Origin of the sequence: Streptomyces sp. NPDC006134 (assembly GCF_040628835.1) — a bacterium.
Classification (GTDB): Bacteria; Actinomycetota; Actinomycetes; order Streptomycetales; family Streptomycetaceae; genus Streptomyces.
In genome coordinates, this window is sequence record NZ_JBEXTV010000019.1 from 42,788 (window position 1) to 58,624 (window position 15,837).

The window sequence follows — 15,837 nt, forward strand, 5'->3', positions numbered from 1 at the left end:
CACCCCCGGTTCCAGCCTGTTTCCGCAGCGCAACTATGCGCGGTCGGGAACGGGTGCGCAACACGCCTCCCGCCGCCGTGGCGCCGGGGGCCGCTGTTCACCGGCCTGCGCGGCCCCGCGCGGCGGTGAGCTGCCGAAGGGGTGGCCGTACGCCGGCGAGCGCGCCTACTTCAGGCCGATCGCCGCGCAGTCGGCCGCGTACGCGTCCGTGCAGATCTCGGACACCCGGTAGATGCCGTCCGCGACGACGGTGCTCTCGATGTTCGACTTCGTCAGGGAGACGACGGGCACGAGCTGCGCGGGGATGCCCTTGTGGGTGGGGCTGTCGACCTTGTCCCGGGTCAGCGCGTCGAACTGGATGTCCCGCCCCTGGACCTTGGCGACGGCGATCTCCGCGGCGCCCTCCGCCTCCTGCGGGTAGGGCTTGTAGACGCTCATGTACTGATCGCCGGAGACGATCCGCCGCACCGCCTCCAGTTCGGCGTCCTGGCCGGTGACCGGCGGCAGGTCGGTCACGCCCGCGGCCTTCAGCGCCTTGATGACGCCGCCCGCCATGCCGTCGTTGGCGGAGTAGACGGCGTCGATGTTGTCCTTGCCGATCTCGTTGATCGCCTCGGTCATGTGGGCCTCGGCCTGCTCCGGCTTCCAGCCCTCGGTGTCGTAGGACTTGGCGATCGTCACCTTGCCGTTCAGCTCGGACAGGGCGCTCGCCTTGAACTGCTTGGCGTTGGGGTCGGTGGGCGAGCCGTTCACCATGACGATCCGGGCCGACCCGCCGGCCTTGTCGTCGAGGGCCTCCAGCAGAGCCCGGCCCTGGGCCTCGCCGACCAGTTCGTTGTCGAAGGAGACGTAGGCGTCGATCGGCCCCTCGGCCAGCCGGTCGTAGGCGATGACCGGGATGCCGGCGTCCTTGGCCTTGCGCACGCCCTCCGCGACGGCGTGCGCGTCGACGGCGTCCAGCACGATCACGTCGACCCTGTCGTCGATCATGTCCTGGAGCTGCTCGGCCTGCTTGTCGGCGCTCGCCTCGGCGTTGGCGTACACGACCTTGCCCTGGTGCCGGGTCAGGGAGGCGACCTTCTGCTTGAAGATGGGGTAGTCGAACTGCTCGTACCGCGTGTTCGCCGTCTCCGGGAGCAGCAGACCCACCGTGATGTCGTCGCCCTTGGCCGGGCTCGCCTCGCCACCGCTCTCCGCGGCGTTCAGCGCCCCGCAGGCGGCCAGCGAGAGAGTCATCGTGGACGCAGCCACGGATATGGCGGTACGACGCATGCAGGGGCTCACTTCTGACGCCTTCCGGACACGGGTGCCGCTGTGCACCCCAGGTGACTGAAAAGCCAACGCGGCGGCGCCACCCAGCGTCAAGCGGAACCACTTAACGAGATGACAACACCACGCTCCGCATAGCTTGTGAAGACGGAGCGGAATCATCTCCCGACTCCCTTCACGTCCTTTCGCCCGTCTTCAACTCTCTTTACCGGTCCCCCACTCCACGACGGCCCGCACGGCGGCGCGCGCCGTACAACCACCCCCTCCTCCCAGGAGTCCTGTTCGAGTGGGCGCCACTCTGCCCCTCCGACGCCGATCAGAGGACCGAATGAAACCAGCCAGACGCACGACTGCGGCCGCCGCGTCCGCCGTCGTGCTCGCCACCGCGGGCGGCCTGCTCGCCGCCGTCCCGGCCTCCGCGGCCACCGGCTGCGCCTCCCCCGTCTACCAGCGGCAGTTCTACGCGAACACCACCTTCTCCGGTACGCCGAAGAAGACCGACTGCGACTCCGCCGTCGACCAGAACTGGGGCAGCGGCGCCCCCGCTTCCGGTCTGCCCGTCAACAACTTCGCCGTCCGCTGGACCGTCACCCGCGACTTCGGCTCCGGTGGCCCGTTCACCTTCACCGCCTCGGCCCAGGACGGCGTCCGGGTGTACCTGGACGGCGTCCGCAGGATCGACCTGTGGAAGAACGTGTCGTCGACGGTGAAGAAGACCGTGAACGTCACCGTCCCCGCCGGCCGCCACACCCTGCGCGTCGACCACGTCAACTGGACCGGCACCGCGAACGTCCGCTTCTCCTACACGCCCCGCACCGGCGCGACCGTCGACAAGGTGCGGCCCCTCGCCCCGGCGGGGGCGGCGGTGACGTACGACAAGGCGACCGGCAAGGCCAAGGTCACCTGGTCCCGGAACAAGGAGATGGACCTCGCCGGCTACCGCGTCCACCGCCGCCCGAAGGGCAGCAGCGCCTGGACGCGGCTGACGACCACGACGGCCGCCTCGTACACCGACACCCCGCCGAAGACCGGCGCGGTCTACTACTACGAGGTCCGCGCCCTCGACAAGTCCGGCAACGAGTCGGCGGGCACCGCCGACCTCGGCGTCACCACCGTCGACAAGACCCCGCCCGCGGCCCCCTTCGTCGAGCTGGACGCCTGCCCGACCGACGCCACCGTCGCCGGACCCGAGCTCGTCACCACCGCCGCGAACGCCGCCGACATCGCCCTGTACGAGGCGCAGCGGCGCAACCCCGCCACCGGCGCCTGGACCACCGTCCACACCGGCCGCGGGGGCACCTTCTGCGACCCGGGGCAGCCCGCCGACGGCACGAAGGCCACCTACCGGGGACGGGCCCGCGACGCGGCCGGCAACTGGTCGGCGTACTCCGCCGCCACCACCCTCACCCTGGGCGACCGCATCCCGCCCGCGGCCCCCGCCGACGCGCGCGCCGCCTACCAGGACGGCGTCCCGCACCTGACGTGGACGCCGGTGAAGGACGCCGTGTCCTACGAGGTGCGGCAGTACGACCCCACGACCGGGGAGCAGCTCGACGCGTTCGCCACGGGCGCCACCACCACGGCGACGGACGTGGTGCCGCTCCAGCGGACCGCCGTCGTGGAGGAGTACCGGTACACGGTGCGCGCCCTGGACGCCGCGGGCAACCCCTCCGCGCCCGCCGGGATCACCGTGCGCCCTGCGGACCGGCCGGAGCCCATCGCCCCGTACCAGGTCATCGCGGGCCGCCAGGGCGACGCGGTCCTGCTGCGCTGGCGCGGCGCCGACCCGTGGACGATCGACGACGCCCACCTGCCGTCGTACCGCATCCTGCGCACCGACCCGGCGACGGGCGAGACGGCGACCGTCGAGCGGTGCGCGCCACCGGGCGGGGACGGCCCGCCCGCACCGCCGTCCCTGCACACCGTCCCGGCCCGTGACGCGTACGACCCGGAGTACGTGACCTGGCCCCACCCGGTGGTGTACGGGGAGTGCGTGGACGCCTCGGGCGCCTCCGAGACCACGTACGAGTACCGGGTCGTCACCGTCGACCGCCACGGGCGCTCCTCCGCGCCGAGCGCGCCCGTCACGGCGACCACCGGCGACACCGTGCGCCCCGCCCCGGTCACCGGCCTGACCGCCGAGGTGATCCCGATGGGCGTGCACCTGCGCTGGGAGCCGTCGCCCGAGGACGACGTCTTCGCGTACTACGTCTGGCAGGGCACCACCGACCCGGAGACGGGGCGGACGGTGTGGGAGCGCAACTGCGTGGGCGGCGACTCGCTGTCCGAGACCGAGATCTACTGCCCGACGCTGCCGGACGGACGCGAGCACGTCTACCGGGTGGCCGCCGTCGACCGGATGCCCGCTCCCGACGACGGGCCGGAGCTCTTCCTCCCGGCGGAGATCACCGTCGCCCTGCCCGACACCCGCCCGCCGGGCTGGACCGGCACCGGGGTCCATGTGGACCAGTACCCGGAGCTCTTCACCCGCTGCGACCAGACGATCTACGACCCGCCGTGCGAGGAGTGGACCGACTACCGCTTCGAGCGGTGGGACCCGGCCACCGCCGCCTGGACCACGCTCGCCACGGGCAAGGTCGACGCCCCGCAGTCCCACATGGACACGACGGTGCACGAGGACCGGCTGGGGCTCTACCACTACCGGGCCGTCTACAGCGACCCGGCGGGCAACGAGAAGGTCATGTGGGAACACGCCTACGGCATCTGGGACACCTGGCTGTGAGGTGACCCGGCGGCACGACAGCACGAAGGGGCCCTTCCTCCGGGCCCCTTCACCGCTCGCACCACGCGGGCGCGGAGCGTCAGTCCGCCTGCTGCTGCCGCTTGGGCCGCCACACCACCAGCGCGCTGGTCTGCTGCACCTCCTGGTACGGCACCAGGTCGCGCCGGTAGGAGGCGTGCACCGCCGCCTCCCGCTGGCGCATCGTCGCCGCCGCGCCGTCGAGCGCGTCCTGGAGCTCCTGCACCCGCGCCTGGAGCGCGGCGACCTGGTTCTCCAGTTCGATGATGCGCTTGATGCCGGCCAGGTTGATGCCCTCGTCCTGCGACAGCTGCTGCACCTGGCGCAGCAGCTGGATGTCGCGGGCCGAGTAGCGCCGGCCCCGGCCGGCCGTGCGGTCGGGGGAGACGAGGCCGAGGCGGTCGTACTGCCGCAGCGTCTGCGGGTGCAGACCGGAGAGCTGGGCCGCGACCGAGATGACGTAGACCGGGGTGTCCTCGGTCAGTTCATACGGTGAGAAACCCCCGCGCTGGCGGGGACGACGGCCGTCCATCTCCATCATGCTCCCTTCGCGGCCTGGAACAGCTCCGCCCGCGGGTCCTCCCCCGCGGTCGCCTCGCGATACGCCTCGAGCGCGTCACGAGCCTTCCCCGTCAGGTCCTTGGGGACACTCACCTCCACGGTGACCAGCAGATCGCCGCGGGTGCCGTCCTTGCGGACCGCGCCCTTGCCCCGGGCCCGCATGGTGCGGCCGTTGGGCGTGCCCGGCGGCAGCTTCAGCGTGACGGGCGGTCCGCCCAGGGTCGGCACGCGGACCTCGCCGCCGAGGGCAGCCTCGGGGTAGGTGACCGGCACGGTGACGGTGAGGTTGTCGCCCTTGCGGCCGAAGACCGGGTGGTCCTTGACGTGCACCACCACGTACAGGTCGCCCGCCGGGCCGCCCCGCTCGCCCGGCGCTCCCTTGCCGCGCAGCCGGATGCGCTGGCCGTCCGAGACCCCGGCCGGGATGCGGACCTGCATCGTCCGGGAGGACTTGGCGCGTCCGGAGCCCTTGCAGACGTCGCAGGGGTTCTCCGCGATCAGGCCGCGGCCCTTGCAGTCCGGGCAGGGGTCGGTCAGCGAGAAGCCGCCGCCCGAGCCCCGCGCCACCTGGCCGGTGCCGACACAGGTCGGGCACACCCGCGGCGTGCCGTTCCTGTCGCCGGTGCCCGAACAGGCCTTGCAGGGCTGCTGGCTGGACATCCGCAGCGGGACCGTCGCGCCCTCGATCGCCTCCGTGAAGCTGAGGGTGACCTCGGACTCGACGTCCTGGCCGCGCCGCGGCTGGGTGCGGGTGGTGCCCGTGCCGCCGCGGTTGAACAGGCCCCCGAAGACGTCACCGAGTCCGCCGCCGAAGCCGCCGGCGCCCTGGCCCTGACCGCCGAACAGGTCGCTCAGGTCGAAGTTGAAGGAGCCGCCGCCGGCTCCGGGCCCCGGGCGGAAGCCGCCGTTGCCGAAGAGGGCGCGGGCCTCGTCGTACTCCTTGCGCTTCTTGGGGTCGCCGAGGACGTCGTTCGCCTCGGAGATCTCCTTGAAGCGCTCCTCCGCCTTGGCGTTGCCCTTGTTGGCGTCCGGGTGGAACTCGCGGGCGAGCTTCCGGTACGCCTTCTTGATCTCGGCCTCGGTGGCGTCCTTGGGGACGCCGAGGACCTTGTAGTAGTCCTTCTCGATGAAGTCCTTGGTGCTCATCCCCGACGTCCCTCCTTCCTCGCGTCCGTTATAACGTCAGCCCTCCTCCGGGCCACCGTTCTCCTTGTTCTCCGCGGAGTCCGCCTTCGCCGCCTCGGTCTCCTCCTCGGCCGGCTTGACCGTCTGCGCGCCCGGCTGCGGCTCGGCGACGGCCACCCGCGCGGGGCGGATGGTGCGCTCGCCGATGCGGTACCCGGGCTGCAGGATCGCCACGCACGTGGTCTCGGTGACGTCCGGCGCATAGGAGTGCATCAGGGCCTCGTGGATCGTCGGGTCGAAGGGCTCGCCCTCCTTGCCGAACTGCTGGAGGCCCAGCTTGGCCACGACGGTCTCCAGCGACTCGCCGACGGACTTGAACCCGCCGACCAGCTCGCCGTGTTCCCGGGCGCGGCCGATGTCGTCGAGCACGGGCAGGAGCTCGGTCAGGAGGTTCGCGACGGCGATCTCCTTGACCGTGGCCCGGTCGCGCTCGACCCGGCGGCGGTAGTTCTGGTACTCGGCCTGGAGGCGCTGGAGGTCCGCCGTGCGCTCGTTCAGCGCGGTGCGCACCTGGTCCAGCTGGGCCACCAGCCCGGCGTTCTCGCTCGCGTCCCCGTCCGGGGCCGCCCCCTCCTCCGGGGAGGGGGTGGCGGCCTTCGGCTCGGCGTCGTCGGATTCGGCGCCGGAGGGGACGTCGGGCTTCTCCTCGAAACCCGGGTTCTCCTCCGTCACGCGGCACCGTCCTTCCGGTCCTCGTCGACGATCTCGGCGTCCACCACGTCGTCGTCGGCCTTGGCCTCACCGGCACCGGCGGAGGCGCCGCCGGCGGCCTGCGCGGCCTGGGCGTCGGCGTACATGGCCTGGCCGAGCTTCTGCGAGACGGCCGCGACCTTCTCCGTGGCGGTGCGGATCTCGGCCGTGTCCTCGCCCTTGAGCTTCTCCTTGAGCTCGTTCACCGCCTCCTCGACCTCGGTCTTGACCTCGGCCGGGACCTTGTCCTCGTTGTCCTTGAGGAACTTCTCGGTCTGGTAGACGAGCTGCTCGCCCTGGTTGCGGGTCTCGGCGGCCTCGCGGCGCTTGTGGTCCTCCTCCGCGTAGCGCTCGGCCTCCTCGCGCATGCGGTCGACCTCTTCCTTCGGGAGCGAGGAGCCGCCGGTGACGGTCATCTTCTGCTCCTTGCCGGTGCCGAGGTCCTTCGCCGTGACGTGCATGATGCCGTTGGCGTCGATGTCGAAGGAGACCTCGATCTGCGGGACGCCGCGCGGCGCCGGGGGCAGACCGGTCAGCTCGAACATGCCGAGCTTCTTGTTGTAGGCCGCGATCTCGCGCTCGCCCTGGTAGACCTGGATCTGCACCGACGGCTGGTTGTCCTCGGCCGTGGTGAAGATCTCCGAGCGCTTGGTCGGGATGGTCGTGTTGCGCTCGATCAGCTTGGTCATGATGCCGCCCTTGGTCTCGATGCCGAGGGACAGCGGGGTGACGTCGAGCAGCAGGACGTCCTTGACCTCGCCCTTGAGGACACCGGCCTGGAGCGAGGCGCCGATGGCGACGACCTCGTCCGGGTTCACACCCTTGTTGGCCTCCTTGCCGCCGGTCAGCTCCTTGACGAGCTCGGCGACGGCGGGCATGCGGGTGGAGCCACCGACGAGGACGACGTGGTCGATCTCGTTGATGGAGATGCCGGCGTCCTTGATCACGTTGTGGAACGGCGTCTTGCAGCGCTCCAGCAGGTCCGCGGTCAGCTGCTGGAACTGGGCGCGGGTCAGCTTCTCGTCGAGGTGCAGGGGGCCCTCGGCGGAGGCCGTGATGTAGGGCAGGTTGATCGAGGTCTCGGTGGACGAGGACAGCTCGATCTTCGCCTTCTCGGCGGCCTCGCGCAGGCGCTGGAGCGCCATCTTGTCCTTGGACAGGTCCACGCCGTGGCCGGACTGGAACTGCTTGACCAGGTAGTCGACGACGCGCTGGTCCCAGTCGTCACCACCGAGGTGGTTGTCACCGTTGGTGGCCTTCACCTCGACGACACCGTCGCCGATCTCCAGCAGCGAGACGTCGAAGGTGCCGCCACCGAGGTCGAAGACCAGGATGGTCTGGTCGTCCTTGTCGAGGCCGTACGCCAGGGCGGCGGCCGTCGGCTCGTTGACGATGCGCAGCACGTTCAGGCCGGCGATCTCGCCGGCCTCCTTGGTGGCCTGGCGCTCGGCGTCGTTGAAGTACGCCGGGACGGTGATGACCGCGTCGGTGACCTTCTCGCCCAGGTAGGCCTCGGCGTCCCGCTTCAGCTTCTGCAGCACGAAGGCGCTGATCTGCTGCGGGTTGAAGTCCTTGCCGTCGAGGTTGATCTTCCAGTCGGTGCCCATGTGGCGCTTGACCGAGCGGATGGTCCGGTCCACGTTGGTGACCGCCTGGCGCTTGGCCACCTCACCCACGAGCACTTCGCCGTTCTTGGCGAAGGCGACGACGGACGGCGTGGTCCTGGCGCCCTCGGCGTTGGTGATGACGGTGGGCTCGCCGCCCTCCAGAACGCTGACGACGGAGTTAGTCGTGCCCAGGTCGATGCCGACCGCACGTGCCATGGTTGATTCCTCCAGCTGACTTGAGTGGAACAGGCTCAAGTGTGCCTGAGGCCTCCGCCCGGGTCAACAGACCTGAGTCAACTGGGCTCAACTCTTATCTATCCCTTACGCGCAATAAGGCGCTGACCTGGGGAAACGCCGGAGCGAAGGTGCGAAGACACCTGAAAATCCATCGCCCGCCACGGCCACAACAGCCATCGGCGGCGACGGTCCCGCACACCGGCGACACCGGGCCGAACATCCCGGACAGCCCGGACAGCCCGGACAGCCCGGACAGCCCGGTTCGCGGTATTTGCCAGAATGGGTGTGCCCACACCACCCGGCGCCACACCTCGACCGGGCGCTCGACCGGGCGCTCGACCGGGCGCTCGACCGGGCGCTCGACCACACACCCGGCCGCACGCCCGGCCAGGGCCGCCTCAGCGACGCAGATCACCGCACGCCTGACTACAGTGCGGCAGGAGATGCGGGTAGTCTCAGACGGACTGGGTAAGTTACCGCTTAGTAATCACTACGCCGGCATCACCACCCCGTCAGCACCACCTGTCAGCACCACCCGTCATCGCCATCACCGCCATCACCGCGATCACCTCGCAGAACCGCCTCGCAGGCCCGAGGAGCCCCCATGCAACTCGCCGCGATCATCGTGTCGCTGGTCCTGACCGTGGTCGGCGTGGCGCTGCTCGCGCGCGCCATCGGCCAGTTCGTCCGGTATTTCAGACTGGGCCAGCCCGTACCCGCCGGCACCCGCACCGACAACCCCTATCAGCGCAGCGTGACGCTGGTACGGGAGTTCCTCGGCCACACCCGGATGAACCGGTGGGGCATCGTCGGCGTCGCCCACTGGTTCGTGGCCATCGGCTTCCTGACGCTGCCGCCGACGATCGTCACCGCCTACGGCCAGCTCTTCCAGGCCGACTGGACGCTCCCGGTCCTCGGCGGCTTCCTGCCGTACGAGCTGTACATCGAGTTCATCAGCGCGATGACGACCCTCGGCATCCTCGTGCTGATGGTCGTCCGGCTGCTGAGCCTGCCCTCGCGCCCGGGCCGCAAGTCCCGCTTCGCGGGCTCGAAGATGGGCCAGGCGTACTTCGTCGAGTACGTCATCCTCACCATCGGCCTGGCGATCTACGTGCTGCGCGGCCTGGAAGGCGCCCTGCACCACGTCGACCACTACGAGGCCGCGTACTTCGCCTCGTACCCGCTGGTCCTCGCCTTCAAGGGCCTGAGCGTGGCGACGCTGCAGAACCTGGTCTACCTCTTCGCCATGATCAAGCTGGGCACGACCATGATCTGGATGATCACGGTCTCGCTCAACACGAACATGGGCGTGGCCTGGCACCGCTTCCTGGCCTTCCCCAACATCTGGTTCAAGCGCAACGCCACCGGTGAGACGGCTCTCGGCGCCCTCCAGCCGATGACGAGCGGCGGCAAGCCGATCGACTTCACCGACCCGGGCGACGACGACGTCTTCGGCGTCTCCCAGGTCGAGCAGTTCTCCTGGAAGGGCCTGCTGGACTTCTCCACCTGCACCGAGTGCGGCCGCTGCCAGTCGCAGTGCCCCGCCTGGAACACCGGCAAGCCGCTCTCCCCCAAGCTCCTGATCATGTCCCTGCGCGACCACGCGCACGCCAAGGCCCCCTACCTGCTGGCCGGCGGCGGCAAGACGATGGAGGGCGAGGAGAAGGCGTCCGAGGAGCAGCTCAAGGACGTCCCGGCGTCGGCGCTCGCCGAGGCCGAGCGCCCCCTGGTCGGCACGCTGGAGGAGAACGGCGTCATCGACCCGGACGTCCTGTGGTCCTGCACCACCTGCGGCGCCTGCGTCGAGCAGTGCCCGGTGGACATCGAGCACGTCGACCACATCGTCGACATGCGCCGCTACCAGGTCATGATCGAGTCGGCGTTCCCGTCCGAGGCGGGCACGATGCTCAAGAACCTGGAGAAGAAGGGCAACCCCTGGGGCCTGGCGAAGAAGCAGCGCCTGGAGTGGACCAAGGAGGTCGACTTCGAGGTCCCGGTCGTCGGCAAGGACATCGAGGACCTCACCGAGGTCGAGTACCTGTACTGGGTCGGCTGCGCCGGCGCCCTGGAGGACCGCGCCAAGAAGACGACCAAGGCCTTCGCCGAGCTGCTCCACATCGCGGGCGTGAAGTTCGCGATCATGGGCGGCGACGAGAAGTGCACCGGCGACTCCGCCCGCCGCCTGGGCAACGAGCCCCTCTTCCAGGAGCTCGGCATGGAGAACGTCATGGCGCTGAACGCGGCGTTCGGCGAGGAGATGGACGACGACGGCAAGGTCACGCCGGAGTCGCGGAAGCCGAAGTCCGCGAAGAAGATCGTCGCGACCTGCCCGCACTGCCTCAACACGCTCGGCAACGAGTACCCGCAGCTCGGCGGCGACTACGAGGTCATCCACCACACCCAGCTGCTCCAGCACCTGGTCGACGAGGGCAAGCTGATCCCCGTCACCCCGGTCGAGGGCATCATCACCTACCACGACCCGTGCTACCTGGGCCGCCACAACAAGATCTACACGCCGCCGCGCGAGATCATCGGCAAGGTCCCGGGCCTGCGCAACGAGGAGATGCACCGCCACAAGGAGCGCGGCTTCTGCTGCGGCGCCGGCGGCGCCCGGATGTGGATGGAAGAGCGCATCGGCAAGCGCATCAACAACGAGCGCGTCGACGAGGCGCTGTCGCTGAACCCGGACATCGTCTCCACCGCCTGCCCGTTCTGCCTGGTGATGCTGACCGACTCGGTCAACGGCAAGAAGAACGAGGGCAAGGCCAAGGAGTCCGTCCAGGTCGTCGACGTCGCCCAGCTGCTGCTGGACTCCGTCAAGACGCCCGTCCCCGACGAGGACGAGCCCCCCGCGGGCACGGCGGACTCCGCGAACGCGCCGGAGCCCGAGCCGGTGAAGTAACCGGCGCCCGGCCCCTCCGGGACGCTCCCCGACACCCCCAGGCCCCGCATTCCGGCGGGCCCGGGGGTGTCTCCGTATCTCGAACAGGTGCATGATTGCCGGTGCTGCCGGTGCTGCCGATGCCACCGGCATTGAGGGCACAGGTGGCATTGATGGCACAGGTGACGCTGGTGGCACTGGAGGCACTGGTGGCGCTGATGGCACTGGTGGCGCTGATGGCACTGATGGCACTGGTGGCACTGGTGACGTCATGGGTGCGGATGGGGTGGACGATGCGCGTGCGGGGAATGCGAAGAAGCGCGACGGGAGCGGCGGCCCTCGGCTGCCTGCTCCTGCTCGCCGCCTGCGGCTCCGCCACCCCGGGCGCCGGGAAGGCCGACGGCGCCGCGCCCGCGCGGGCCGCCCAGGCCCCGGCCCCCCTGCCGGTCCCGCGCGGCAAGGGCAGCCGGACCCCCGACGACTTCAACGGCGACGGCCACCGCGACCTCGTCCTCACCACCCTCGTCAAGGCGCAGAGCCACGCCGACGACCCCGGCATCGGCATCGTCTACGGCTCGCCCCGCGGACTCGTCCCGGGCGCCCGCCAGTTGCTCACCGCAGAGAAGAACGCGGCCCGCACGGACGGCCAGTTGCCCGCCGTCTTCGACGCGGAGGCCAGCTGCGACCTCGACGGCGACGGCTTCACCGACCTGGTGGTCTCCACCGACCCGCCCTACGACGGCCAGGGCATGCCGCCGGTCCCGCTCCAGCTCCTCTTCGGCTCCCCCGAGGGCCTCACCGGCCGGGCCGTGCAGCTCGCCGTACCCGCCCGCGCCCGGCTCGGCAACGACTGGCCCGACCAGCCGGTGTGCGGCGACTTCGACGGCGACGGCGCCCAGGACCTGGTGCTGCACGCCTCCGGCGGCCACCTCAGCCATCTGCGGGGCCCCTTCACCCGCCGCGGCACCCCGCGCGCCGCCGGCGCCCCGCTCGCGGCACCGGGCGAGGTGCCCACCGGCCCGGCCGCCGACGTGAACCGGGACGGCTACGACGACCTGGTGGTCCGTACGGCGGAGGGGCCCGGCCCGTCGGCCGTGGTCCTCGGCGGCCCGGACGGCCCGTCCCGCACGGGCGTGGCCCTGCCCTCCGGCACCGACGTGGCCCTGGGCGACTTCGGCCGCGGCAAGGCCCTGGACGCGGCCGTGGCGGCCCCCGGCGGCACCGCCCTGCGCCACGACCTGCCCGTTCCCGCCCGCGCCGCCCTCACCGTCCCCGGCACCCTCCTCGACACCGCCGACTTCGACGGCGACGGCCTGAGCGACCTGGTCCTCACCGGTGACGAGGGCGGCCCGCGCGTCGTCCGCGGCCGTGCGGCGGGCCCGGCGGCCGCCGGGGCGGTCACCGTGGCGGCACCCGCCCCCGGCACCACGCGCGTGCTGGCCGCCGCCGACTTCGACGGCGACGGGCGGGCGGACCTCGTGCTGCGGACGTACCGCGGGGAGACGGAGGACACCGTCACCGTCCACCCCGGACGGCCCGGCGCACGGCCGGTGGCGGACCCGGCGGTCACCTTCTCCACCTCCGCCTTCCTCCCCCGCTGACGCCCGCCGACGTCCCCTAGGGGACATGCCGGTGAACCCCCGTCATGCCCCGTAAGGGATGTCACAGCTCGGCCGCAATGCCCGGTCCGGAAGGCCGGGCCCGGCACGTCACCCGCCGGGACCAGGTACGTTCGAAGACGTGGCTGGATTCAGGATCGGACGCGGCCGGGACAACGGCGCTCCTCAGACGCGACCGCAACACCCCCCGCACGGACAGCAGACGCCGCAGGGACCGTCGTACGGCTATCCCCCGGCGCCGCAGCCGTACCCGCAGCAGCAACCGCCGTCCTACGGCGGCCCCGGGGCCCCGGGCGCTCCCGGCAGCCCCTGGCCGCAGGCGAACGGCGGCGGCTACGGCGCCGGCCGCCAGGAGGAGCCGGAGTACTTCGGCGACGGCGACGCCTACCCGCCGGGCCCGGCCAGCCCCCACAGCCCGCACGGCGCCGCCCCGGCCGCCGCGCAGGCCCCGTACGCCGCCAACAACCCGGGCCACACCCAGGCGTTCTCGATCGGCGAGGACCCCTACACCCAGGGCGAGACCTACCGCGCGGGCTCCGCGGCCCCGCCGCCCGGCCCGACCGGCCCGCGCCTGCACTGGAAGGAGCTGCTGAAGGGCATCGTCACCGCCCCCGACCAGACCTTCCTGCGCATGCGGGACTACACGATGTGGGGCCCCGCCCTCGTCGTCACCTTCCTCTACGGCCTGCTGGCGGTCTTCGGCTTCGACGGCGCCCGCGAGGACGCGATCAACGCGACCCTGTCGAACGCCATCCCGATCGTCCTGACGACGTCCGTCGCGATGGTCCTGAGCGCCCTCGTCCTGGGCGTGGTCACGCACACCCTGGCCCGCCAGCTCGGCGGCGACGGCGCCTGGCAGCCCACGGTGGGCCTGTCCATGCTGATCATGTCCCTCACGGACGCGCCCCGCCTGATCGTGGCGATGTTCCTCGGCGGCGACGCGCCCTTCGTCCAGATCCTCGGCTGGGCCACCTGGGTCGCGGGCGGCGTCCTGCTGACCCTCATGGTCCGCCGCTCCCACGACCTGCCCTGGCCCAAGGCGCTCGGCGCCTGCGCGATCCAGCTCATCGCCCTGCTGTCGATCGTGAAACTGGGTACGTTCTAGCCCGACGGCCATGTGAAAAGGCCCACCCGGCGCACGACGCGCCGGGTGGGCCTTTCCTCTGCCTCGCTGCCTGGCTGCTCCACGTCCTCGGACGTCAGGCGTCAGGCGTCGAGCACCTGCCCGGAACGCTTGACGACGGGCGGCTGGACGGACCACGGGAAGTTGATCCAGTCGTCGGTGCGCTTCCAGACGTACTCGCACTTCACCAGCGAGTGGGACTTCTCATAGATCACCGCGCTGCGCACCTCGGCCACGGTGTCGAGGCAGAACTCGCGCACCAGCTTCAGCGTCTTGCCGGTGTCGGCGACGTCGTCGGCGATCAGGACCTTCTTGTCGGAGAAGTCGATGGCGTTGGGCACCGGCGCCAGCATGACCGGCATCTCCAGCGTCGTACCGACACCCGTGTAGAACTCCACGTTCACCAGGTGGATGTTCTTGCAGTCCAGGGCGTAGGCGAGCCCGCCGGCGACGAAGACGCCGCCCCGGGCGATGGAGAGCACGATGTCGGGCTCGTACCCGTCGTCGGCGACGGCCTGCGCGAGCTCCCGGACGGCGACGCCGAACTGCTCGTAACTCAGATTCTCCCGTACGTCACTCATTACCTGCGTCCTGCCTGCGTCGTCGCTGCGTCCAGGCTGCTCGTACGGCTCACGCCGCTCACACCTGGGTCCGGTGGAAGTTGATGAAGGACCGGGAGGCGGTCGGCCCCCGCTGCCCCTGATAACGCGACCCGTACCGCTCGCTTCCGTACGGGTGCGCGGCCGGCGAACTGAGCCGGAACATGCACAGCTGGCCGATCTTCATGCCCGGCCACAGCTTGATCGGCAGGGTGGCGAGATTGGACAGCTCCAGGGTCACGTGCCCGGAGAACCCGGGGTCGATGAACCCGGCGGTGGAGTGGGTGACGAGCCCGAGCCGCCCGAGGGAGCTCTTCCCCTCCAGCCGCGAGGCGAGATCGTCGGGCAGCGTGATGACCTCGTACGTACTGGCCAGCACGAACTCACCGGGGTGCAGGATGAACGGTTCATCCCCCTCCGGCTCGACGAGCCGCGTGAGGTCCGCCTGCTCGACGGACGGGTCGATGTGCGGGTACCGGTGGTTCTCGAACACCCGGAAGTAACGGTCCAGGCGCACGTCGATGCTGGACGGCTGCACCATGGAGTCGTCATAGGGATCGATCCGTACCCGCCCGGCATCGATCTCGGCCCGGATGTCCTTGTCTGAGAGAAGCACGCCCCGAGGATACGCAAGGCGCGCGGAGCAGCCACAATCGTGACCTCTCCACGCGCCCGGACGATCCCGCGATCGCGCTCCCGCTAGTGCTTCTGCATCTCCGAACTCACGGGCACGGCACTGCGCAGCCGCGCACAGCGCGGACACCGGACGAGCCGCCCGGGTCCGAGCCGCTCGGCCTGCTGCATCGGAAACGAAGCGGTGCTGAACACGTGCCCATCGGCACAGCGGACGACGGTGCGCTCCATCAAGTCCTGAAGTCCCTTCCCCAAGAGCCGCGTCTGGCTTGCTGCCCTGACGACAAAAGCCACACTACGGGATCAAAGGAACGACTCTCCAGGCGGCACTCCGCCCCTCACCGGACCCTCACCGGACCCCTTTCCGGGCGCCTCCCGAGACCCCCGCCGGGCCCTCTCCGGCTTCCCCGGATCCCTCCACCGTACGCCCCAACTCCGTGCTCCCGCAGCCGGATCCCCCTGCCCGAAAACGCACTCAGGCCCCACGGTGCAACCACCGGGAGCCTGGGATGTTGTACAGTAGGCGAGCGTCCGGACACCGGTTCCGACCGGCGTCTTACGCGGGTGTAGTTTAATGGTAGAACATCAGCTTCCCAAGCTGAGAGCGCGAGTTCGATTCTCGTCACCCGCTCCATGAAGAAGGCCCAGGTCAGAGACCTGGGCCTTCTTGTT

Annotated in this window: 11 protein-coding genes and 1 tRNA gene; 5 read left to right on the forward strand and 7 right to left on the reverse strand. The window is 70.7% G+C overall.

The genetic code is table 11. The features are described 5' to 3' along the window. Window positions 1–165: 165 nt before the first annotated feature. Window positions 166–1,272 (reverse strand): substrate-binding domain-containing protein, encoded by a 1,107-nt coding sequence (locus tag ABZ340_RS14985; RefSeq protein ID WP_358782198.1) that lies wholly within the window; start codon window positions 1,270–1,272, stop codon window positions 166–168. A gap of 325 nt (window positions 1,273–1,597) precedes the next feature. Between ABZ340_RS14985 and ABZ340_RS14990 the strand changes: the two genes are divergently transcribed. Further along, window positions 1,598–4,012 (forward strand): PA14 domain-containing protein, encoded by a 2,415-nt coding sequence (locus ABZ340_RS14990; protein WP_358782199.1) that lies wholly within the window; start codon window positions 1,598–1,600, stop codon window positions 4,010–4,012. Window positions 4,013–4,091: 79 nt separating this feature from the next. On the opposite strand, the gene ABZ340_RS14995 is transcribed toward ABZ340_RS14990, so the two are convergent. Genes ABZ340_RS14995 through dnaK form a run of 4 tightly spaced genes read right to left on the reverse strand, consistent with a single transcriptional unit; the run spans window position 4,092 to window position 8,289 of the window. Beyond that, on the reverse strand, window positions 4,092–4,562 hold the full coding sequence (locus ABZ340_RS14995) for a helix-turn-helix domain-containing protein (protein WP_358782274.1): 471 nt from the start codon (window positions 4,560–4,562) through the stop codon (window positions 4,092–4,094). Window positions 4,563–4,567: 5 nt separating this feature from the next. Further along, window positions 4,568–5,737 (reverse strand): molecular chaperone DnaJ, encoded by a 1,170-nt coding sequence (gene dnaJ / locus ABZ340_RS15000; RefSeq protein ID WP_358782200.1) that lies wholly within the window; start codon window positions 5,735–5,737, stop codon window positions 4,568–4,570. 36 nt (window positions 5,738–5,773) lie between these two features. Next, on the reverse strand, window positions 5,774–6,448 hold the full coding sequence (gene grpE, locus ABZ340_RS15005; protein WP_358782201.1) for a nucleotide exchange factor GrpE: 675 nt from the start codon (window positions 6,446–6,448) through the stop codon (window positions 5,774–5,776). Beyond that, entirely contained in the window at window positions 6,445–8,289 is a 1,845-nt protein-coding gene (dnaK, locus tag ABZ340_RS15010) for a molecular chaperone DnaK (protein ID WP_358782202.1), read from the reverse strand. Before dnaK ends, grpE begins: the two co-directional genes overlap by 4 nt. Window positions 8,290–8,914: 625 nt before the next feature. Here dnaK and ABZ340_RS15015 point away from each other — a divergent pair. The 3 genes from ABZ340_RS15015 (at window position 8,915) to ABZ340_RS15025 (ending at window position 13,915) form a co-directional block, all read left to right on the forward strand. Beyond that, window positions 8,915–11,212, forward strand: a complete 2,298-nt coding sequence (locus ABZ340_RS15015) for a (Fe-S)-binding protein (protein ID WP_358782203.1) — start codon at window positions 8,915–8,917, stop codon at window positions 11,210–11,212. A gap of 272 nt (window positions 11,213–11,484) precedes the next feature. Next, complete coding sequence (locus tag ABZ340_RS15020; RefSeq protein WP_358782275.1) at window positions 11,485–12,792, forward strand: VCBS repeat-containing protein; 1,308 nt, start codon at window positions 11,485–11,487, stop codon at window positions 12,790–12,792. Between the two features lie 58 nt (window positions 12,793–12,850). Beyond that, complete coding sequence (locus ABZ340_RS15025) at window positions 12,851–13,915, forward strand: Yip1 family protein (RefSeq protein ID WP_358782204.1); 1,065 nt, start codon at window positions 12,851–12,853, stop codon at window positions 13,913–13,915. Between the two features lie 101 nt (window positions 13,916–14,016). Here ABZ340_RS15025 and ABZ340_RS15030 read toward each other — a convergent pair whose 3' ends face one another. Both ABZ340_RS15030 and dcd read right to left on the reverse strand, forming a co-directional pair. Continuing rightward, window positions 14,017–14,514: a phosphoribosyltransferase gene (locus ABZ340_RS15030; protein WP_358782205.1), complete on the reverse strand. Its 498-nt coding sequence runs from the start codon at window positions 14,512–14,514 to the stop codon at window positions 14,017–14,019. 58 nt (window positions 14,515–14,572) lie between these two features. Next, window positions 14,573–15,148: a dCTP deaminase gene (gene dcd / locus ABZ340_RS15035; protein WP_358782206.1), complete on the reverse strand. Its 576-nt coding sequence runs from the start codon at window positions 15,146–15,148 to the stop codon at window positions 14,573–14,575. 577 nt (window positions 15,149–15,725) lie between these two features. Here dcd and ABZ340_RS15040 point away from each other — a divergent pair. Beyond that, window positions 15,726–15,799: transfer RNA gene (locus ABZ340_RS15040), tRNA-Gly, on the forward strand. The last annotated feature ends 38 nt before the right edge of the window (window positions 15,800–15,837 follow it).